Origin of the sequence: Stenotrophomonas ginsengisoli (genome assembly GCF_001431485.1) — a bacterium.
GTDB lineage: Bacteria > Pseudomonadota > Gammaproteobacteria > Xanthomonadales > Xanthomonadaceae > Stenotrophomonas > Stenotrophomonas ginsengisoli.
Genome location: NZ_LDJM01000025.1, coordinates 92,950 through 113,656, shown reverse-complemented (window position 1 = coordinate 113,656; position 20,707 = coordinate 92,950). Strand labels below are relative to the sequence as shown.

The 20,707-nt window shown below is 67.7% G+C and carries 20 protein-coding genes; 11 read left to right on the top strand and 9 right to left on the bottom strand.

Annotated elements, in window-relative coordinates; all coding sequences use genetic code 11:
- Nucleotides 1–6: 6 nt before the first annotated feature.
- From ABB30_RS10515 to ABB30_RS10495, 5 genes are all read left to right on the top strand, one after another.
- Complete coding sequence (locus tag ABB30_RS10515) at nt 7–777, top strand: ABC transporter substrate-binding protein (RefSeq protein WP_083489826.1); 771 nt, start codon at nt 7–9, stop codon at nt 775–777.
- A complete protein-coding gene (locus tag ABB30_RS10510; RefSeq protein WP_057638269.1) occupies nt 774–1,769 on the top strand; it encodes a FecCD family ABC transporter permease in 996 nt (331 codons plus the stop codon). The genes ABB30_RS10515 and ABB30_RS10510 overlap by 4 nt, the downstream gene beginning before the upstream one ends.
- Complete coding sequence (locus ABB30_RS10505) at nt 1,766–2,494, top strand: ABC transporter ATP-binding protein (RefSeq protein WP_057638250.1); 729 nt, start codon at nt 1,766–1,768, stop codon at nt 2,492–2,494. Before ABB30_RS10510 ends, ABB30_RS10505 begins: the two co-directional genes overlap by 4 nt.
- A gap of 3 nt (nt 2,495–2,497) precedes the next feature.
- On the top strand, nt 2,498–3,040 hold the full coding sequence (locus tag ABB30_RS10500) for a hypothetical protein (RefSeq protein ID WP_057638249.1): 543 nt from the start codon (nt 2,498–2,500) through the stop codon (nt 3,038–3,040).
- Nucleotides 3,041–3,151: 111 nt separating this feature from the next.
- A complete protein-coding gene (locus ABB30_RS10495) occupies nt 3,152–4,447 on the top strand; it encodes an MFS transporter (RefSeq protein WP_057638268.1) in 1,296 nt (431 codons plus the stop codon).
- A 15-nt stretch (nt 4,448–4,462) separates the two neighbouring features.
- Here ABB30_RS10495 and ABB30_RS10490 read toward each other — a convergent pair whose 3' ends face one another.
- Both ABB30_RS10490 and ABB30_RS10485 read right to left on the bottom strand, forming a co-directional pair.
- Complete coding sequence (locus ABB30_RS10490; RefSeq protein ID WP_057638248.1) at nt 4,463–4,924, bottom strand: bacteriohemerythrin; 462 nt, start codon at nt 4,922–4,924, stop codon at nt 4,463–4,465.
- Between the two features lie 92 nt (nt 4,925–5,016).
- Entirely contained in the window at nt 5,017–6,315 is a 1,299-nt protein-coding gene (locus ABB30_RS10485; RefSeq protein ID WP_057638247.1) for an NAD(P)/FAD-dependent oxidoreductase, read from the bottom strand.
- A 159-nt stretch (nt 6,316–6,474) separates the two neighbouring features.
- On the opposite strand from ABB30_RS10485, the gene ABB30_RS10480 reads away from it, so the two are divergent.
- From ABB30_RS10480 to ABB30_RS10455, 6 genes are all read left to right on the top strand, one after another.
- The gene (locus tag ABB30_RS10480) at nt 6,475–7,875 is read left to right on the top strand and encodes a glutamine synthetase family protein (protein ID WP_057638267.1); all 1,401 of its coding nucleotides are present in this window, start codon (nt 6,475–6,477) and stop codon (nt 7,873–7,875) included.
- A gap of 122 nt (nt 7,876–7,997) precedes the next feature.
- On the top strand, nt 7,998–9,110 hold the full coding sequence (locus tag ABB30_RS10475) for a polyamine ABC transporter substrate-binding protein (RefSeq protein ID WP_057638246.1): 1,113 nt from the start codon (nt 7,998–8,000) through the stop codon (nt 9,108–9,110).
- 149 nt (nt 9,111–9,259) lie between these two features.
- The gene (locus ABB30_RS10470; RefSeq protein ID WP_152980699.1) at nt 9,260–10,399 is read left to right on the top strand and encodes an ABC transporter ATP-binding protein; all 1,140 of its coding nucleotides are present in this window, start codon (nt 9,260–9,262) and stop codon (nt 10,397–10,399) included.
- A complete protein-coding gene (locus tag ABB30_RS10465) occupies nt 10,396–11,310 on the top strand; it encodes an ABC transporter permease subunit (RefSeq protein ID WP_057638244.1) in 915 nt (304 codons plus the stop codon). The genes ABB30_RS10470 and ABB30_RS10465 overlap by 4 nt, the downstream gene beginning before the upstream one ends.
- Nucleotides 11,307–12,152, top strand: coding sequence for an ABC transporter permease subunit (locus ABB30_RS10460; protein WP_152980698.1), 846 nt, complete (start codon nt 11,307–11,309; stop codon nt 12,150–12,152). The genes ABB30_RS10465 and ABB30_RS10460 overlap by 4 nt, the downstream gene beginning before the upstream one ends.
- Nucleotides 12,153–12,224: 72 nt before the next feature.
- Nucleotides 12,225–13,586, top strand: coding sequence for an NAD-dependent succinate-semialdehyde dehydrogenase (locus ABB30_RS10455; protein ID WP_057638243.1), 1,362 nt, complete (start codon nt 12,225–12,227; stop codon nt 13,584–13,586).
- A 28-nt stretch (nt 13,587–13,614) separates the two neighbouring features.
- Here ABB30_RS10455 and ABB30_RS10450 read toward each other — a convergent pair whose 3' ends face one another.
- The 7 genes from ABB30_RS10450 to miaB form a co-directional block, all read right to left on the bottom strand.
- Nucleotides 13,615–14,604 (bottom strand): magnesium and cobalt transport protein CorA, encoded by a 990-nt coding sequence (locus ABB30_RS10450; protein WP_057638242.1) that lies wholly within the window; start codon nt 14,602–14,604, stop codon nt 13,615–13,617.
- Nucleotides 14,601–15,866, bottom strand: a complete 1,266-nt coding sequence (locus ABB30_RS10445; protein WP_245626483.1) for a lipoprotein N-acyltransferase Lnb domain-containing protein — start codon at nt 15,864–15,866, stop codon at nt 14,601–14,603. Before ABB30_RS10445 ends, ABB30_RS10450 begins: the two co-directional genes overlap by 4 nt.
- On the bottom strand, nt 15,863–16,741 hold the full coding sequence (locus ABB30_RS10440) for a CorC family transporter (RefSeq protein ID WP_057638241.1): 879 nt from the start codon (nt 16,739–16,741) through the stop codon (nt 15,863–15,865). Before ABB30_RS10440 ends, ABB30_RS10445 begins: the two co-directional genes overlap by 4 nt.
- Before the next feature lie 75 nt (nt 16,742–16,816).
- Nucleotides 16,817–17,437 carry a hypothetical protein gene (locus tag ABB30_RS10435; RefSeq protein ID WP_057638240.1) on the bottom strand — a complete coding sequence of 207 codons (621 nt, stop codon included), beginning with the start codon at nt 17,435–17,437 and terminating at the stop codon, nt 16,817–16,819.
- 64 nt (nt 17,438–17,501) lie between these two features.
- Complete coding sequence (ybeY, locus tag ABB30_RS10430) at nt 17,502–17,987, bottom strand: rRNA maturation RNase YbeY (protein ID WP_057638239.1); 486 nt, start codon at nt 17,985–17,987, stop codon at nt 17,502–17,504.
- On the bottom strand, nt 17,984–18,988 hold the full coding sequence (locus tag ABB30_RS10425; protein WP_057638238.1) for a PhoH family protein: 1,005 nt from the start codon (nt 18,986–18,988) through the stop codon (nt 17,984–17,986). Before ABB30_RS10425 ends, ybeY begins: the two co-directional genes overlap by 4 nt.
- A gap of 265 nt (nt 18,989–19,253) precedes the next feature.
- On the bottom strand, nt 19,254–20,660 hold the full coding sequence (miaB, locus tag ABB30_RS10420; protein ID WP_057638237.1) for a tRNA (N6-isopentenyl adenosine(37)-C2)-methylthiotransferase MiaB: 1,407 nt from the start codon (nt 20,658–20,660) through the stop codon (nt 19,254–19,256).
- Nucleotides 20,661–20,707 lie beyond the last annotated feature (47 nt).

Sequence of the window (20,707 nt, the reverse complement as noted above, 5' to 3'; positions counted from 1 at the left end):
TGGTGCTTGTCCGGGCTGCTGCTGTGCAGCGGCCCGGCAGTGGCCGTGCCGGCAACCGCGCCGGTGCCCGAGCGGGTGGTGTCGCTGGACCTGTGCAGCGACTGGATCCTGAGCGTGCATGCCCCCGCCGGACAGGTGGCGGCGCTGTCGCCGATGGGTCAGCGTTTCGACGCGCACTACGGGCCGCGCCAGCGCTGGCCCGAGCATGACGGCTCGCTGGAGCAGGTCATCGCGCTCAAGCCGGACCTGGTGCTGGTTGGTCCGTACAACGCGGTGCGCCTGCGCCAGCGCCTGCAGGCCCTGGGCGTGCGGGTGGAGGTGACCGACCTGCCGACCAGCCTGGATGCGGTGGCCGGTTTCGAGCGCCAAGTGCTGGGCCTGCTCGGTGCTGAGCCCGCCCGGGCGCGCGCACCGCTGCCGGCACCGCTGGCCGACGCCCGGGCCCCGCGCCTGCTGGTGCTGGGCGCCAACGGCATCGCCACCGGCCGCGGCACCTTTGAAAACGAGGTACTGGAACGGGCCGGCTGGCGCAATTACATGGCCGGGCAGGGGTATCTGCGCCTGGACATGGAGGCGGTGGTGGCCGATCCGCCCGATGCGATCCTGTGGGCGGCACCGGTCAGCCCGGCCAAGGCCAATGCCTTTGCCGAGCACCGCGCACTGCGCGCGGTGGTGCCGCCACCCCGCTGGCTGCATACCGACAACTGGCGCTGGGAATGTCCCGGCCCGTGGACCTGGGATCTGGTGGAGCAATTGCGGCAATGGCGGTGGCGATGAATATCAAATGCTGGCGGGCAGCCACGCTGCCCCTGCTCGGTGCAGCCCTGGTGGTGCTGGCCCTGGCCTCGCTGGCCATTGGCAGTACCGCCATGCCGGTGCTGGACGGCTTGTGGCAATGGCTGCAGGGCCAGACCACGCTGGCGGCCATCGTCATCGGCGAGGTGCGCCTGCCGCGGACCCTGCTGGCCCTGGCCGCCGGAGCCTGCCTGGGCCTGGCCGGTGCCGCCCTGCAGGGCCTGCTGCGCAACCCGCTGGCCGATCCGTCCCTGACCGGTGCCAGCCAGGGCGCGGCCCTGGGCGCGGCGGCAGTGTTCTATTTCGGCCTGTTCCCGGCGCTGGGGGCGTATGCCTCGGCCGTGGGCGGTCTGGCCGGTGCCCTGGCCGCCCTGTTCGTGGTGCTGTGGCTGGCCGGCAGTGGCAACCCGTCGCGGGTGATCCTGGCCGGGCTGGCGGTGTCCACCGTGGCCGGTGCGGCGCTGGCCGCGGTGCTGACCCTGGCGCCCAATCCGTATGCGTTGCAGGAGCTGGTGTTCTGGCTGATGGGCTCGGTCGCCGACCGCGGCCTGGACCAGCTGTGGGTGCTGTTGCCGGCCTTGCTGGCTGGTGGCGCCCTGGTGCTGTCCCAGCGCCGTCTGCTGCATGCGCTGAGTTTGGGTGAAACCGTGGCCGCCAGCCTGGGCTTTGCGGTGGGCCGTGGCAGCCGCTGGCTGGTGCTGGGTTGTGGCCTGCTGGTTGGCGGCAGTGTGGCGGTGGCCGGCGGGATTGGCTTTGTCGGCCTGATGGTGCCGCACCTGTTGCGCGGCTGGGTCGGCCATCGTGCCGACCGCCTGCTGCTGCCCTGCGCGCTGGCCGGTGCCGGCCTGGTGCTGCTGGCCGACATGCTGGTGCGGCTGATGCCGCCGGGGCGGCAATTGCAGCTGGGCGTGCTTACCGCCCTGGTCGGCGCGCCGCTGTTCGTGCGCCTGGTGTTCAAGGAGCGTGGCCGATGAGCCTGTTGCGCTGTAGCGCGCTGGCCGTGGACCAGCGTCTGGACGGCATTGATCTGGAAATCGTGCCCGGCGAGCTGGTCGGGGTGATCGGTCCCAACGGGGCCGGCAAGTCCACCCTGTTGGCGGCCCTGGCCGGGCTGCTGCCAAGCCGCGGTGTGTTGCTGCTGCAGAGCGAGCCGCTGCCGGCCTTGCCCGCGCGCCAGCGTGCGCGCCGGCTCGGCTACCTGGCCCAGGCCGGGCACAGCGCCTGGGCCTTGGCGGTGGAAGACATCGTGGCCATGGGCCGGCTGCCCTGGGGCGACAACGATGCGGCGGCCATTGCCGCGGCGATGCAGGCCACCGGCGCCGATGCCCTGCGCGGGCGGCGCATCGATGCGCTGTCCGGTGGCGAGCAGGCGCGGGTCTGGCTGGCCCGGGTGCTGGCCGGGCAGCCGCAGCTGCTGCTGGCCGACGAGCCGGTGGCCAGCCTGGACCTGTACTACCAGCGCGCGGTGATGCAGACCCTGCGTCAGTTCGCCGATGGCGGGCGTGCTGCCCTGGTGGCCCTGCATGACCTGGGCCTGGCCGCACGTTACTGCGACCGCCTGCTGTTGCTGGCACAGGGGCGGCTGGTGGCCGCCGGCAGCCCGGCCCAGGTGCTGCAGGCTCCCTTGCTCGAAGCGGTGTATGGCCTGCCGGTGGCAGTGGACCTTGCCGCCGATCCTCCCCACATCAGCTACCGGTGACCGATGAAACACAGCCGCGACTTCGACGAGAACTGCTACCCCTTCATCTACGAGGACGGGGCGCTGTGTGATTTCGAGGTGTTCACCGACGAGCTGTGCGGCCATCTGGGCGCGGCACTGAGTCTGCTGGAGGACGCTGACGGCCACGACATCCGCGACGATCTGGCCCTGATCCAGCCATTGGCCTTCCATGCCAACGGCTCGGTGCGCGGTCGCCTGGCCATCAGCGAGGCCGACATCGACTGGCTCAAGGCGCGCCTGGCGCACTGGCGCAGCCAGCCCGGCGGGCAGTGCGCCGGCTTTGTCCTGCCGCGTGGCGCGCAGCCGGTGCCGGCCCTGCATCTGGGCCGCTCGGCGTGCAAGAAGGCCATCCGTGCCCTGGTCCGGGTGGAGCAGGAAGGCATCAGCGTGCCGATGGTCGTGCCGCGCTGGCTCAACCTGCTGTGCAATGTGTTGTTCGTGCTGACCCTGGTGATCAACCAGCGGCGGGGCCTGGCCGAGACGACGTTCGTCAGCCTCAGCTACGGCCGCCCGCAGACGCCATGAGCACGGCACGGCCTGGGCGGTCGCCGGATTGGTCGCGCCGGTAACGGTCGTGTGCGGCCGGCGCCGGCGATGACACAATCGGCCCATCTTCGGTATGTGTGGATGGATGTGATGAGCGCCGTTGCCGTTGCAGGGCCGACCAACTCGCCAGCGCGGGTGCTGGCGGCCAGCCTGATCGGGACCACGATCGAGTTCTACGATTTCTACATCTACGCCACCGCCGCGGTGCTGGTGTTTCCGGCGTTGTTCTTTCCCGACAGCAGCCCGACGGCGGCGCTGTTGCAGTCGCTGGCCACCTTTGCGGTGGCCTTCATCGCGCGGCCGGTGGGCTCGGCGCTGTTCGGCCACTACGGCGACCGCATCGGGCGCAAGGCCACCCTGGTGGCGGCGCTGCTGACCATGGGGGTCTCTACCGTGGCCATCGGCCTGCTGCCCACCCATGCCCAGGCCGGTCTGTTGGCCCCGGCCTTGCTGGCGCTGTGCCGTTTCGGCCAAGGCTTGGGCCTGGGCGGGGAGTGGGGCGGGGCGGTGTTGCTGGCCACCGAGAATGCGCCACCGGGCAAGCGGGCCTGGTACGGCATGTTCCCGCAGCTGGGCGCGCCGCTGGGCTTTCTGCTCTCGGCCGGCTCCTTCCTGTTGCTGGGCCTGTGGCTGGAGGAAGGGCAGTTGCTGTCCTGGGGCTGGCGCATCCCTTTTCTGGCCTCGGCCCTGCTGGTGATCATCGGCCTGTGGGTGCGCCTGGCCATCCATGAAACCCCGGATTTCCAGCGTGCCCTTGCGCGCGGCGCACCGGTGCGCCTGCCCCTGCGCGATACCCTGCGCGATCACGGCCGCGCCGTGCTGCTGGGCACCGTCGGCGGTTTTGCCACCTTCGTGCTGTTCTACCTGATGACCGTGTTCACCCTGGGCCATGGCACGGCGGTGCTGGGCTATGCCCGGCAGGATTTTTTGCTGCTGCAGATGCTCGGCGTGCTGCTGTTTGCCGCCGGCATCCCGCTGGCGGCGCTGTATGCCGACCGCACTTCCACGGTGCGGGCGATGGGCCTGGCCACGGCCGGCATCTTTGTCTTCGGCCTGTGCCTGGCACCGCTGTTCGTGGCCGGCAACCTGGCCCAGGTGGGGCTGATGCTGGCGGCCGGGCTGTTCTTGATGGGCCTGACCTACGGGCCGTGCGGGACCCTGCTGGCCCAGCTCTATCCGGTGCAGCTGCGCTACACCGGGGCCTCGTTGTCCTTCAACCTGGCCGGCGTGCTGGGCGCGGCGCCGGCGCCGTACGTGGCGACCTGGCTGGCCGCCCGCTTCGGCCTGTGGGCGGTGGGCGGCTACCTGTGTGCGGTGGCCGTGCTCACCGGCCTGGCCCTGTGGGCGATCGCCGCGCGGACGGGCCGCGCGGCCTGCGAGGCCTGACAGGGCGCAGGGTTTTCAACGGAACAGGCGCTTGAGCGTGCGGCCCAGCCAGTTGCCGTCATCGTGTTCGCGGGCGAACTTGTTCAAGTGGCGCTTGACCTTCTCCGCGTAGGCCTTGTCATCGCCACGGATGTGGTTGAACAGCCAGCGCGAGAGCATCGTGCGCAGTTCGTCGGTGATGTCCTCACCGGCCTGGAAGCGCATGTGGTACTCGGAGACGCGCTTGATGAACACCTCGTGCACGCGCTTGTGGGCGGCGCAGAAGGCATAGCCGGCTTCCTCCATCAGCTCTTCTTCGAAGGCGAAGTGGGACAGGGTGTAGTCCACCAGTTCGTCGATCACCTCGGCCACCACCGTACGCTCCATCGAGCGCTGGGCGTTGTACAGGTGGTTGAGCATCTCCACGATGCGGCGGTGCTGTTGATCGATGACTTCGATGCCCGTGTCCAGGTCATCCTGCCAAACCAGAAGTGCCATGTGCCGTCCCCTTGCAGTGAGCGATTGGGCGGCAGGATGGCAGCGTGGGGCGGGGCTGGCGTTGATCTGGATCAAGCTTGCCGCGCCGGCGTTCAGCCAAGGCGGTCGCGCAGCTTGTACCAGCTCATCGCGGCAACCAGCAGCGGCCGGCGCAGCCAGCGGCCGCCCGGGAAGGGCTGGTGGGCGATCGCGGCAAAGGCATCCAGGCCGCCGGCCTGGCCGGCGATGGCGCGCGCGATCAGGTCGCCGGCCATGCCGGTGGCGGCCACACCGTGGCCACAGAAGCCCTGGGCGAAATACACATTGGGTGCGATCCGGCCGAAGTGCGGGGCGCGGTTGCGGGTGATGTCGATCATCCCGCCCCAGACCTTTTCCAGGCCCACATCACGCAGCTGCGGGAACACCGCATGCATGCGCCGGGTCATTGCGGCCTGCAGGCCCGGCGGGGGCAGGGCCGAGTAGCTGGCCATGCCGCCGAACAGCAGGCGGTGGTCGGCACTGAGGCGGAAGTAGTCCAGGGCCCAGTTCACGTCGGCCACGGCAATGTCGTTGGCAATCAGCCCGCGCGCCCGTTCGCGGCCCAGTGGCGGGGTGGCGCCGACATAGGTGCCCACCGGGATGATGCGGTTTTCCAGTTGCGGCGCGAGGCCCTCGAGCAGGGCGTTGCCGGCAATGAGGGCAAAATCGGCGGTGATGTGGGCCTGGTCGGTGTACAGGCTGACCTTGGCGCCATGCTGGATCCGGCGCACCGCGCTGTGCTCGTAGATCTGCACGCCCAGCTGCTGGGCCACCCGGGCCAGGCCCAGGGCATAGCGCAGCGGGTGCAGGTGGCCGGCATTGGGGTCAAACAGGCCGGCAACAAAGCGCGGGCTGTCCACCTCCGCGGCGGTGCGCTGGCGGTCCCACAACTGCAGCGGGTAGTCATACAGGCGGGCCATGCGTTCGGCCTGCTGTGCCAGGCCGCTGGCCTGGCGCGCACTGATGGCCACATCGGCGGCGCCGTCGTGCCATTGGCAATCGATGTTGAAAGCGGCGATGCGCGACTTGAGCAGGGCAAGGCCCTGACGCGAGTAATCAAACAGCAGGCGCGCCTGCTCCTGGCCGGCCAGGCGTTCGAGCACCTGCTGGTCGCAGCCGAAACCGACCAAGGCCTGGCCGCCATTGCGTCCGGAAGCCCCCCAACCCACGCGCTGGGCTTCCAGCACCACCACCTGCAGGCCCTGCTGGGCCAGCGAGATGGCCGCGCCCAGGCCGGTGAAGCCACCGCCCAGGATCACCACATCGGCCCGGTGGTTGTGTTTCAGGCTGGGCCGGGGCGAGGGCGGCGCGATGCTGCTGGCGTACCAGCTCGGGCGATAACCGGGCGGGGGGATCTGAGTGCTCACCGGCACATGATAGGGGCATGTGCGTACGCTGGCGCAGTGGGGCGGTTGCCCGATTCACGCATGGCAGAGTAACGTGCCATCGCTGGCAGGCCCTTGGATGTGCGCCTGCAGGCGAGCTGCCCGGTGCTGGTGCTGGAGTGCGGCCGCCAACCACCGGAGGTAGTGATGTCCAACCGTTCCCGATCCCGCCCGCGCAGCCGCCTGCCGGTGGCCGCCCCGCCGCCGGAGAGCACCCTGCTGCGCTGGCTGCGTGACAAGCGCATCACCGAGGTCGAATGCCTGGTCCCGGACCTGACCGGCAACGCGCGCGGCAAGATCATCCCGGCCGACAAGTTCCGCCATGACTACGGCACCCGGCTGCCGGAGGGCATCTTCGCCACCACCGTGACCGGCGACTTCCCCGATGACTACCACGAGCTGATCCCGCCCTCGGATTCGGACATGCTGCTGCGCCCGGACCCGTCCACGGTGCGCATGGTGCCCTGGGCCGCCGACCCGACCGCGCAGATCATCCACGATTGTGTGACCCGCACCGGGCAGCCGCACGAACTGGCGCCGCGCAATGTGCTGCGCCGGGTGCTGGCCGCCTACGAGGAGGTCGGCCTGCGCCCGGTGGTGGCGCCGGAGCTGGAATTTTTCCTGGTGCAGAAGAACACCGACCCGGATTTCCCGCTGCAGCCGCCGGCCGGGCGTTCGGGGCGGCCGGAAACCGCACGCCAATCCTATTCGATCGACGCGGTCAACGAGTTCGACCCGATCCTGGACCTGATGTATGACTACTGCGATGCGATGGAGCTGGACGTGGATACCCTGATCCACGAATCCGGCGCCGCCCAGCTGGAAGTCAACTTCACCCATGCCGATGCCATGGACCTGGCCGACCAGGTGTTCCTGTTCAAGCGCACCATGCGCGAGGCGGCGCTGCGCCACGGCATCTACGCCACCTTCCTGGCCAAGCCGATGGAGAACGAGCCGGGCAGTGCGATGCACATCCACCAGTCGCTGGTGCGCGCCAGCGATGGGGTCAATGTGTTCTCCGGCGAGCGCGATGGCCAGATCAGCGAACTGCTGGGCCATTACATTGCCGGCCTGCAGAAGTACGTGCCGGCAGCGATGGCCTTCTTCGCCCCGAATGTGAATTCCTACCGCCGCCTGATGTTCGGCGAGGTCTCCCCGTCCAATGTGCACTGGGGCTATGACAACCGCACCTGCGGCCTGCGCGTGCCGCTGGACAGCCAGGAGAACATGCGGGTGGAGAGCCGCTTTGCCGGTTCCGACGCCAATCCCTACCTGGCCATGGCCGCGACCCTGGCCTGTGGCCTGCTCGGCATCCGCGAAAAGCTGGTGCCCACCGAGGCGCAGACCGGCAGCGCCAAGGAGCTGGGCTATGACCTGCCGCGCTCGCTGGGCGAGGCGCTGGACCACCTGGAAGGCTGTCAGGCCCTGCAGGAGATGATCGGGCCACGTTTCTGCCGCGCCTACACCTCGGTCAAGCGCAAGGAATACGAGACCTTTTTCCGGGTGATCAGCTCCTGGGAACGCGAGTTCCTGCTGCTCAACGTCTGATCACACCGGCTTTGGGCCAATCCCGGCAAACTGCGGTGCTGGCGTTGGCGACCCATCACCGTTACGCTGGCGCCCGCGCCGGGGGTTACTGGCGACCCTTTTTGCCTTTTACGGAGACACTGATGAAGCTACGCACCCTCTCCCTTGGCCTTGCGGCCGCCGTTCTCACCGCTTGTGGCGGTGGCGCAGAGCAGGGCGATGCTGCCAAGCAGGTAGTCAATGTCTACAACTATTCGGACTACATCGCCGAAGACACCATCCCCAACTTTGAAGCCGCCACCGGCATCAAGGTGACCTATGACGTGTTTGACAGCGACGAAATGGTCGAGGCCAAGCTGCTGGCCGGTGACAGCGGTTACGACGTGGTCGTGCCGACCCTGAACTTCTTCGGCCGCCAGATCCAGGCCGGCGTGTTCCGCCCGCTGGACAAGTCCAAGATCCCGAACTGGGCCAACCTGGACGCCGACATCATGGCCCGCATTGCCGGCCAGGACCCGGGCAACAACTACGGCGTGCCGTACATGATGGGCACCACCGGCATTGGCTACAACGTGGCCAAGCTGGCCGAGCGCTTCGGTGAGGACACCCAGATCGGCAACAGCTGGGACCTGGTGTTCAAGCCGGAAAACATCGCCAAGATGAAGGATTGCGGTGTCACCCTGCTCGACACCCCGGCCGACATGCTGCCGATTGCCCTGCATTACCTGGGCCTGGATCCGCACAGCGGCAACGAGGCTGACCTGAACAAGGCTGCCGACCTGCTCAAGTCGATCCGTCCGTACGTGCAGAACTTCCACTCCAGCCAGTACGTCTCCTCGCTGGCCAATGGCAGCACCTGCCTGGTGGTGGGCTGGTCCGGTGACATCATCCAGGCCCGCGACCGTGCCGAGGAAGCCGGCAATGGCGTGGAAGTGGCCTACTCGATCCCGGTCGAGGGTGCGCCGCAGTGGTTTGACATGCTGGCCATCCCCACCGATGCGAAGAACGTTGATGCGGCCTATGCCTTCATCAACAACATGCTCGACTCGCAGGTGGCCGCCAACAACACCAACTTCATCCAGTACGCCAACCCGGTGGCCACCGCCACCCCGTTGGTGGATCCGGAAATCAGTGGCGATCCGACCATCTACCCGCCGGCTGACGTGGCCGCCAAGATGTTCACCTTCGCCGTCAACAGCCCGGAAACGGACCGTCTGTACACCCGCCTGTGGCAGGACATCAAGTCCGGCCGTTGAGGCAGCACCGGCCTGGGGGCCGGGCAATCCACGCAGGGGAGCGGCCCGGTTGCCGCTTCCCTGCGCTACAACATGATCTGACGGGCAGGCCTTCGCTGCCCGTCCATGCAGGCGGACACCAGTTCCGCCTTTTCCTTTGAGGAATGGCCATGGCCGCAACTGAACCTGTGATCGAGCATGTCCCCGGCGCCACCGCCACCGGCGATGGTTACCTGTCCCTGGTCGGGGTGCGCAAGGAATACGACGGCTTCGTCGCGGTGGACAATGTCTCCCTGGACATCCGCAAGGGCGAGATCTTCGCCCTGCTCGGTGGGTCGGGCAGTGGCAAGTCCACCCTGCTGCGCTGCCTGGCCGGCTTTGAAACCCCGAGCGCCGGGCAGATCCGCCTGGATGGCCAGCTGCTCAACGGCCTGCCGCCCTACGAGCGCCCGGTCAACATGATGTTCCAGTCCTACGCACTGTTCCCGCACATGACCGTGGAGCAGAACATCGCCTTCGGCCTGAAGCAGGACGGCATGGCCAAGGATGCGGTGGCTGCGCGGGTGGCCGAGATGCTCGGCCTGGTCCAGCTCGGCCATCTGGGCAAGCGCAAGCCGCACCAGCTCTCCGGTGGCCAGCAGCAGCGTGTGGCCCTGGCCCGCTCGCTGGCCAAGAGCCCCAAGCTGCTGTTGCTGGACGAGCCGATGGGGGCGCTGGACAAGAAACTGCGCTCGCGCATGCAGCTGGAGCTGGTGGACATCATCGAGCAGCTGGGCGTGACCTGCGTGATGGTCACCCATGACCAGGAAGAGGCGATGACCATGGCCCACCGCATGGCGGTGATGGACCAGGGCTGGATCCAGCAGGTCGGCATTCCCTCGGACATCTACGAGCAGCCGGCCAACCGTTTCGTGGCCAGCTTCATCGGTTCGGTCAACCTGATTGACGGGGTGATCGACGAGGACCTGCCCGAGTACGTGACCGTGCGTACCCCGGACTTCCCGGCACCGATCTACGTCGGCCACGGCATCACCGGCTACGAAGGCCAGCCGGTGGCCTTTGCGCTGCGCCCGGAGAAGGTCCACATCGCCAAGGAAGAGCCGGAAGGCCCGTACAACAAGGCCCAGGGCGTGGTCGAAGACATCGCCTACTTCGGCAGCCACTCCGTCTACCACGTGCGCCTGGCCTCTGGCGCCCGGATCATGGCCAACTTCGCCAACATGAAGCGCTGGGACAGCGACGGCATCACCTGGAAGGACGAGGTCTGGGTGTCCTGGCGTGACAACGACGGCGTGGTGCTGGTCTCATGAGCGCCTTGACCCGGTTCAAGCCGGCCTGGCCGGACATCCGCAAGGTGGTCACCGCCGCGCCCTACCTGTGGTTGGCGCTGTTTTTCGCGGTGCCGTTCCTGATCGTGGCGCGGATCAGCTTCTCCAGCGCCGCCACCGCGATGCCGCCGTACACCGATGTGGCCAGCTACAGCGATCGCGCGCTGCAGATCACCCTGAACCTGGGCAACTACCTGGCCCTGTTCGGTGACAGCCAGTACATGCTGGCCTACCTGAGCTCGATCAAGGTGGCCCTGGTCGCCACCGTGCTGACCCTGCTCATCGGCTACCCGATGGCCTATGTCATCGCCGGCATGAAGCCGGCCACGCGCAGCGTGATGATGATGCTGGTGGTGCTGCCGTCGTGGACCTCGTTTTTGATCCGTGTATATGCGTGGATCGGCATCCTGGATACCCAGGGCATCCTCAACCGGACCTTGATGGCTGTCGGCATCATCGATGCGCCGCTGCAGATCCTGTACACCCCGACCGCGGCCTACATCGGCCTGGTCTACTGCTACCTGCCGTTCATGGTGCTGCCGCTGTATGCCAACCTGGTCAAGCATGACCGGCGCCTGCTGGAGGCCGCCTACGACCTGGGCGCCAAGCCGTGGCAGGCCTTTGCGCGCATCACCCTGCCGCTGTCCAAGGCCGGCATCATCGCCGGCTGCATGCTGGTGATGATTCCCTCCATCGGTGAATTCGTGATCCCGGAAATGCTCGGTGGCCCGGATACGCTGATGATCGGCCGCGTGCTGTGGGGCGAGTTCTTCAACAACCGCGACTGGCCGATGGCCTCGGCGGTGGCCATCATCATGCTGCTGATCCTGTTGATCCCGATCCTGGTGTTCAACCGCTTCCAGCAGAAGGAAATGGAGGGCAAGCTGACATGAGCATGCCCGGCAAGAAGCCCTGGCTGGGCTGGATGGTGCTGACCATCGGTTTCGCCTTCCTGTACCTGCCGATCCTGCTGCTGATGGTCTACTCGTTCAACGAGTCGCGCCTGGCCACGGTCTGGACCGGTTTTTCCACCAAGTGGTACGGCGAGCTGCTGCGCGACCGGCAGTTGCTGCAGGCGGCCTGGATCAGCCTGAAGATTGCCTTCTGGACCGCCAGCGCGGCGGTGGTGCTGGGCACCATGGCGGCGCTGGCGATGGTGCGCTTCGGCCGCTTCCGCGGGCGTACGGCCTTCGGCGCCCTGGTCACCGCACCACTGGTGATGCCCGAAGTGATCCTGGGCCTGTCCACGCTGTTGCTGCTGGTGTCGATGGGTGGTTTGCTCGGCCTGCCGTCCAAGGGGCTGGTGGCGATCTGGATCGCCCATGTCACCTTCACCCTGGCCTACGTGACGGTAGTGGTGTCCTCGCGCCTGCAGGAGCTGGACCGCTCGCTGGAAGAGGCGGCCATGGACCTGGGCGCGAACCGGATCAAGACCTTCTTCACCATCACCCTGCCGATCATCGCGCCTTCGTTGGTGGCCGGTTGGCTGCTGGCCTTCACCCTGTCGCTGGATGACGTGGTGATTGCCAGCTTCCTGTCCGGGCCGAGCTCGACCACGCTGCCGATCAAGATCTTCTCCTCGGTACGCCTGGGCGTGAGTCCGAAGATCAATGCACTGGCCACGATCATGGTGCTGGCGGTGTCGCTGGTGGCGGTGGCGGGCTGGTGGATCGGTGTGCGCAACGAGCGCAAGCGCGTGCGCGAGATGCAGCAGGCGCTCAAGGACAACGGCTGAGGCCATCCATGCAACCTGGCAACAAGGGCCGGCCTACAATGGTCGGCCCTTGTTTTATGGAGTGCTGCCACGATGGATGCCATCCCCAATCCGTTCAGCGGGCAGGTCGAGCACGTGCAGGATCTGCATGATGCGGCGGCCATCGAACAACGTCTGGCTGCTGCCCAGCGTGCTTTTGCCGCCTGGGCCGCGGCCGGCTTTGCGGCGCGCGCGGCATCGCTGCGCCGTGTTGCCGGCCTGCTGCGTGAGCAGGCCCCGGCACTGGCGGCGCTGATGCGCCAGGAAATGGGCAAGCTGCAGCGCGAGGGCGAGGCCGAGATCAACAAGGCGGCGGGGGTCTGCGAGTACTACGCCGAACACGCGCAGGCCCTGCTGGCCGATGTGCCGATCGCCACCGAGGCGCGACGCAGCCATGTGCGCCACGAGCCACTGGGCTGCCTGCTGGCGGTGATGCCGTGGAACTTCCCGTTCTGGCAGGTGTTCCGTTTTCTTGCCCCGGCCCTGATGGCCGGCAATGTCGCCCTGCTCAAGCATGCCTCCAACGTGCCGCGCTGCGCCGATGCCATTGCCGGCCTGCTCGCCGAGGCAGGGCTGCCGGCCGGGGTGTTTGATGTGCTGCACATCGACAACGAGCAGGCCGCCACCGTGGTGGCCGATCCGCGCATCGCCTCGGTCAGCCTGACCGGCAGCGAGCGTGCCGGCAGTGCGGTGGCGGCCAATGCCGGCAAGCATCTGAAAAAGTGCGTGCTCGAGCTGGGCGGCAGTGATGCCTTCATCGTGCTGGCCGACGCCGATGTGGAGGCTGCAGTGAAGGCCGCGGCCGCGTCGCGTTTTGACAACGCCGGGCAGACCTGCATCGCCGCCAAGCGTTTCATCGTCTTGCCCGACGTGGCCGATGCCTTCGTGCAGGGCCTGGTCCAGGCCGCTGCCCAGCGTGTGTATGGCGACCCGGCCGACCCGCAGACCCGGCTGGCGCCGATGGCCCGCGCCGATCTGCGCCAAGAGCTGGACAAGCAGGTACGCCAATCGGTGGCGGCCGGGGCGCAGGTGCTGATCGGCGGTGCGCCGCTGGACGCCACCCATGCCGGTTATCCGGCCACGGTGCTGGACCAGGTGGGCCCGGGCATGCCGGCCTACAGCGAGGAACTGTTCGGGCCTGTGGCGGCAATCATCCGCGTGGCCGATGTGCAGGCGGCCATCGATGTGGCCAACGACACCGATTTCGGCCTGGGCGGCAGTGTCTGGGGCGCGGATGTGGCCGCCGCCGAGGCGGTGGCCAATGCCCTGCAATGTGGCGCCGCCTTCGTCAACGCGCCGGTGCGTTCGGATGCACGGCTGCCGTTTGGTGGCTGCAAGCGTTCCGGCTACGGGCGCGAGCTCGGCCAGGCCGGGATCCTGGAACTGGTCAACGCCAAGACCGTCTACGTCGCCTGAGCCTGGGCGGGGTTGCCGGCTGCGCTGCTTACAGCCAGCCGGCGCGCTTGAACAGCCGGTACAGCACGATGCAGGCCAGCAGTACCGCGCCGCCCAGGATCGGGTAGGCGTGGGGGCTGGCCAGCTCGGGCATGTCGGCAAAGTTCATGCCGTACCAGCTGGTGATCAGGGTCGGTGCGGCCAGCAGGGCGGCCCAGGCGCCCAGGCGCTTGACCGTTTCGCCCTGGGCCAGGGTGACCAGGGACAGGTTCACGCTCAGCGCGGTGCCGAGCATGTCGCGCAGGGTATCCACGGTGTCGGCCACCCGCGCCACATGGTCATGCACGTCACGCAGGTACAGGCGGACCTCATCGGCAATCAGCTTGCCCGGATGGCGGCGCAGCTGGGACAGCACGTCCTGCAACGGGGTGACGGCCATGCGCATCAGGTTGACCTCGCGCTTGAGCTCGTACAGCCGGCGCACGGTGGAGCGCTTGTAGCGGTCGGCAAAGATCGCCTTCTCCAGCCCGTCCAGGGTGGTGGTGAACTCCTCGGTGATCGGCAGGTAGTTGTCCACCACCGCATCGAGCACCGCCCACAGGCAGACCGACGGCCCCAGCCGCAGCAGCTCCGGCTCCAGCTCCAGACGCTCGCGCACCGGCTCGTAGGACAGCGAGGCGGCGTGGCGGATGGTGATCAGGAAACGCTCGCCGAGGAAGGCGTGGGTCTCGCCGTACTGCAGCTTGCTCTCCACCTGCTGGCTGGTGTGCATGACCACGAACAGGGTATTGCCGAAGGCCTCCACCTTGGGCCGCTGGTGGGCCTTGGCCGCATCCTCGATGGCCAGCCGGTGCAGGTCGAACAGCTCGCGCATGCGCTCCAGGGTGGCCAGGTCCGGTTCGTACAGTCCGATCCAGACAAAGCCGTCGCCGCTGTCCATGACCTGGCGCACCTGCTCCAGGTTGATCGCACGACGGCTGCCATCACTGTGGTAGTGGGTGCAGCTCTTGACCGACGGGGGCAGGGCGTTGGTGTTCATGCCAGGCTCGATGGACGCAGCGCGCCGGGGCGCAGTTGCCATGCCAATACGGCATGGGCGGGGGCGAGCAGGGCGATCCAGCCCAGATGGGCCTGCGGGCGCACCTGCAGCCCGTACAGCAGCAAGGCAATACCGCTGCAGGCCAGTACCAGCAGGCCGAGCGGCCACATCCAGCGCGCCGGTTGGCGCTGTTGCCACCAGCGGCGGGCGGCGGGCAGCAGGGCCAGGGCCAGCGGCGGACACAGCAGCAGGTTGTGGTTGGCCCAGCCGGCGGTGTGTTCGGTGGCCAGCCAGAGCACGGCCATCAGGCTGCCGGCCAGGCCGGTAGCAAGCCAGAAGCCACCGGCCAGTGCGCCATGCAGGCGCGGGCGTTGCCGGCTGGCCAGCAGGGCGCCGGCCAGGGCCAGGCCCCACAGCAGCCACGGCCAGGTGCGACGCGCCGCTTCTGCCGGTTCGGGGGGCAGTTGGTGCGGCAGCAGCACCACTTCCTCGGCCACCAGGGCCTGGCCCTGGGTATTGCTGGCCAGACGCAGGCTGTCGGCCAGGCGCATCGGCACGAAGGCCTCTTCCCAGCGCGACAGCGGGCGGTCGGCGGCCGGGCCCAGCAGCAGGTCAAAACCCAGCCACATCCACGCTGCCGGCCGGGCCAGGCGCACCGATTCACTGCGCCAGGTATTGCCGGCCGAACGCCCGGCCAGCTGCGCTTGCAGGTGCCCGCCCATGGCCTGGTCCAGGGCATCACGCACCATGGTGGCGCAGTTGGCCTGGTAGTAGTCGTAGCGGTAGCGGGCCTGCGGCGAGTCGGCGCGGCTGGCCAGGGCATCGGCCAGCTGGCGTGCCTGGGCCGGCGGCAGGTTGAGCCACTGCAGGGTGGCGCCCCGTCCGGCTGCGCGGTATTGCTGCAGGTCCTGGGCCAGCGGCAGGGCGACCAGCCAGTACATCATCCGGCCACGGGCGAAGTTGCTGACAAAGTCCTCCTCGCCCGGGTCGAAGAAGCCGAAGTTGTAGGACACCGGCTCCAGCCCGGGTTCGGCCACCACGATCGCGTCATGGCCGAAACGCTCGAAAAAGACCTCGCCCGGGGCCATGGTGACCACGCCGATGCGCGGTGCCGTGGCGATGGGGGTGATCCGGGCCGGGGGCGTGAGGGCAGGCGCTGCGGCTGCCGGTGCGGCGTTTGCACCGGGGGCAAAAAGCACGCTGGCCAGGGTGCACAGCACCCCGGCCAGCAGGCAGCGGCTGATCAGGGCCGCGGCGGTCAATCGGCCTCCGTGCTGACCGGCGGCAGGACCGTGACATGGAAGGCCTGCACGCGGCGGGCATCGGCCTTGGCCACGCGGAACAGGAAGCGGTCCAGGCTCAGCTCGTCACCGGTTTCGGGCAGGTGGCCGAACGCTTCCACCACCAGGCCGCCGATGGTGTCGTAGTCATCATCGGAGAAGCCGGCGCCGAAACGCTCGTTGAAATCGGCAATCGCGGTCAGTGCATCGACCACGAACTGGCCATCGGACTGGATCGCGATCTGGGTGGAGTGATCCTCGGCCTCGTCGTGCTCGTCGTCGATCTCGCCGACGATCTGTTCCAGCACGTCCTCGATGGTGACCAGGCCGGCAACACCGCCGTACTCGTCCACCACGATGGCCATGTGGTTGCGCGACAGGCGGAATTCCTTGAGCAGCACGTTCAGCCGCTTGGATTCGGGAATCAGCACCGCCGGGCGCAACAGCTCGCGCATGTTGGCTGGGCCGTTGTCGGCGACCACGCCGCGCAGCAGGTCCTTGGCCAGCAGTACGCCCAGTACCTCGTCGCGGTTTTCGCCGTGGACCGGGAAGCGCGAATGGCCTGATTCGACCACCTGCTTCATCAGGTCCAGGAAGCGGCCTTCCACCGGCAATGACACCATCTGCGAACGCGGGATCATCACGTCGCCCACGGTCAGGTCGGCGATGTTGATCGCCCCTTCCATCATCTGCAGGGTGTCGGCGGCAATCAGGCCGTCGTTCTGGGCGGTCTGCAGCACCGCGAGCAATTCATCGCGGGTGTGCGGTTCGCCGGAAAAGGCCGAGCTCAGACGCTCCAGCCAGCTGCGTTTTTTCTCGTGCTCGCCGTGCGAGCTACTACTGTCGTCTTCTGACATCTCTTGGAAGTGCGGTGCCCGCACAGGGCGGGCGGTGAAACGAGTCTAGCAGGGCCGGCGCGGCTGGTGGGATGCTCAATCGGCGCTTTGTGCCGGCGCCGGGTCATTGCCGGCCGGGGCGGCTTCATCTTCGGCAGCGTCCAGTGAATAGGTGCAGCCCAACAGCAGCTTGCCCGGATGGCTGTCCACGGTGGACACGCCCAGCACGGCCGACTCGATCAGCACCTGGTCCGGCTCCAGATCGGTACGGTCGCGGCTGAGCAGCTCGCGGCCGGCCATGAACTTGCCGTTCTCATCCACCAGCACCTCCAGCTTCAGCTCGCTGGCCAGTGCCTGCGGGCTGATGGCGGACTGCTCCAGCACCAGCATCACCGTGCCACCTGCAATGGCCAGCCAATCGCTCTGGTGGCCGAAGGCCCGGGCCGGGGTGTTGAGGCGGTATTCGGCCATGAACGGGTTGCTGCGCGGCTGCGGGGCCCAGCCCAGGGCCACGGCCTGCAAGGGATCATCCACCGGGCCGACCAGGCTGGCGAAGGCCTCGACCCCGGCCTTGCATTCCAGCAGTGCATCCAGCGCGGGCCGCTGCGCCGCTTGTGCTTCGTCCTGCATGGGGGTGGTGCTGGCCGCCGCGGGCAGACAGGCCAAAGCCAGGCTGGTGGCAAGGATGCGATGCAGCAGGGCGGGGCGTATGGGCATGGGCAAGGGGACTGTGCAGGAGAGGAGTACGAGGGGCGGGATCAGGGTGTCTGCCGGCGATCGCTCAGCGCTCGCCGGCGTAGGGGTCGGCAATGTCCAGCGAGGCCAGGATCGCCCGTTCCAGCGCCTCCATTTCCTCGGCCTCTTCGTCTTCGATATGGTCAAAGCCGAGCAGGTGCAGTACGCCGTGCACGGTCAGGTGGGCGTAATGGTCATTGAGCGCCTTGCCCTGCTCGGCGGCCTCGCGGGCCACCACCGGGGCGCAGATCACCAGATCGCCCAGCTGCGGGAAATCGAAATCCTCCGGCAGCCCTTCAGGCACATCGGCCGGGAAGGACAGCACATTGGTGGCGTAATCCTTGCCGCGGTACTGCAGGTTCATGGCCTGGCCTTCGGCGGCATCGACGATCTGGATGGCCACTTCCGAATCGAAGCGGCGGCCGGCGCCGCTCAGGGCGGCCAGCACCCACTTGCGGAACTGCGGGCGGGTGGGCAGGCCGGTACGCGGCAGGGCGTAGCCAAGGGCCAGTTCAAGGCTGGGAGTACTCATGGGGTATCGCTGTTGTCGTTGTGGCTGGCGGCGGGCCGGGTGGCCTGCTCGCGGCGTTCGTAGGCGTTGACGATGCGGGCCACCAGCGGGTGACGCACCACATCGCGTGATTCAAAGAAGGTGAAGCTGACCCCGTCCACACCCTTGAGCACCTCGATGGCGTCGCGCAGGCCGGAGCTGATGTGCTTGGGCAGGTCGGTCTGGGTCAGGTCGCCGGTGATCACCGCGGTGGAGCCGAAGCCCAACCGGGTCAGGAACATCTTCATCTGTTCCACGGTGGTGTTCTGGGCTTCGTCCAGGATCACGAAGGCATCGTTGAGGGTGCGCCCGCGCATGTAGGCCAGCGGGGCGATCTCGATCACGTTGCGCTCCAGCAGCTTGGTGACCTTCTCCACCCCGAGCATTTCGTACAGGGCGTCGTACAGCGGCCGCAGGTAGGGGTCCACCTTCTGGCTCAGGTCGCCGGGCAGAAAGCCCAGCTTCTCGCCGGCTTCCACCGCCGGGCGGACCAGGATCAGGCGCTGCACGCGTGACTCGTTGAGCGCATCCACGGCCATGGCCACGGCCAGGAAGGTCTTGCCGGTGCCGGCCGGGCCGATGCCGAAATTGATGTCGTGGCGGGCAATCTGGTGCAGGTACCTGGCCTGGTTGGCACCGCGGCCGCGCACGGTGCCGCGCTTGACCTTCACCGCCACGTCCTGCGCTGCATAGCTGCGCAGGACCACGTCATCCACATTGGCCTGGCTCAGGCGCAGGGCAATGGCCGCGGCATCCAGGGCGGTGTCGGCCGCTTCCTCGTACAACGCCTTGATCAGGCGCGCGGCCGCGCCCAGCGCCGGCTCGCTGCCGCTGAGGCGGAACACATTGGCTCGGTTGGCAATTTCCACGCCGAGGGCGCCTTCGATCTGGCGCAGGTGGGCATCGAACGGGCCGCACAGGCTGGCCAGGCGCTCGTTGTCCAACGGATCGAGGGTGAAATCGAGAGAGTGGGGCTGTGACATGGGGCTCCGCCGGCAGGGCCGGTCAAGGCGGGTTTACCAAGGCAGGTTACGCCTGCATGAGGCGGGCAACCAAGCGCCCGGGCGGCAGACTTATCCACCGGTGCTGTGGATTTCTTTGGGAAAAACCCTGTGGATAACCTTGGTGAGCGCCGGTTCTGTATGGGTTGGTGGTTGCCGGGTGAAAAAATCACCACGAAGTGACCGGCTGCCGGGTTTGCCGGCAGACGGTTGCCGGCCTGCCAGCAAGCGCAGGCCGCAGGCCGGATCAGGCCGCACCGACCACCCGGCCGCGCAGGGAATTGCTCAGCGCGTGGGTGATCTGCACATCGACAAACTGGCCGATCAGGCGGGCCGGGGCCGGGAAGTTGACCGAACGCATGTTCTCGGTCTTGCCGGTCAGCTCGTTGGGGTCCTTGCGCGAGGGGCCTTCCACCAGCACGGTCTGCACGCTGCCGACCATGGCTTCGGAGATCTGCGCCGCATTGGCATTGATCGCGGCCTGCAGGCGGCTCAGGCGCGCATGCTTGTCGGCATCGGAGACATCATCGGGCAGGTCGGCGGCCGGGGTGCCCGGGCGGCGTGAATAGATGAAGGAGAAGCTCTGGTCAAAGCCGACGTCGGCGATCAGCTTCATGGTCTTGTCGAAATCGGCATCGGTCTCGCCGGGGAAGCCGACGATGAAGTCCGAGGAAATCGAGATGTCCGGACGCACCGCGCGCAGCTTGCGGATCTTGGACTTGAACTCCAGCGCGGTGTAGCCGCGCTTCATCGCCGACAGGATGCGGTCAGAGCCGGCCTGCACCGGCAGGTGCAGGAAGTTGGCCAGCTTGGGCACATCGCGGTAGGCATCGACCAGCGAGTCGGAGAACTCCAGCGGGTGGGAGGTGGTGAAGCGGATGCGGCCGACGCCGTCGATTTCGGCAATGGCGCGGATCAGCAGGCCCAGGTCGGCGAACTCGCCGTCACCGTACGGGCCGCGGTAGGCATTGACGTTCTGCCCGAGCAGGTTGATCTCGCGCACGCCCTGGGCGGCCAGCTGGGCGCATTCGACCAGCACGTCCTCGAACGGGCGGCTCACTTCGGTGCCACGGGTGTAGGGCACCACGCAGAAGCTGCAGTACTTGGAGCAGCCTTCCATGATCGACACGAACGCCGACGGGCCTTCGGCACGCGGCTCGGGCAGACGGTCGAACTTCTCGATTTCCGGGAAGGATATGTCCACCTGCGGCTTCTTCTCGGCGCGGCGCGCGGCAATCAGCTCGGGCAGGCGGTGCAGGGTCTGCGGGCCGAACACCAGGTCCACGTACGGGGCGCGCTTGATGATCGCTTCGCCTTCCTGGGAAGCCACGCAGCCGCCGACGCCGATGATCACGTCACGGCCGTCCTTCTTCAGCTCCTTCCAGCGGCCGAGCTGGCTGAACACCTTTTCCTGCGCCTTTTCGCGGATCGAGCAGGTGTTGACCAGGACCACGTCGGCCTCTTCCGGGTTGTCGGTCAGCTCCAGCCCTTCGGAGGCGGCCAGCACGTCGGCCATCTTGGCAGAGTCGTACTCGTTCATCTGGCAACCGTGGGTCTTGATGTAGAGCTTGCCGCGGGCACCGCCCGGGATCGGCTGGCGCTGGCCGGGCAGGGGCAGCAGGGTGGGGGCGGTATCGGTGGTTTCGGTGGTCATGGCAATGGCTGGCTTCCCGGGCCTGGTGCGTATTCCAGACGGGTGGA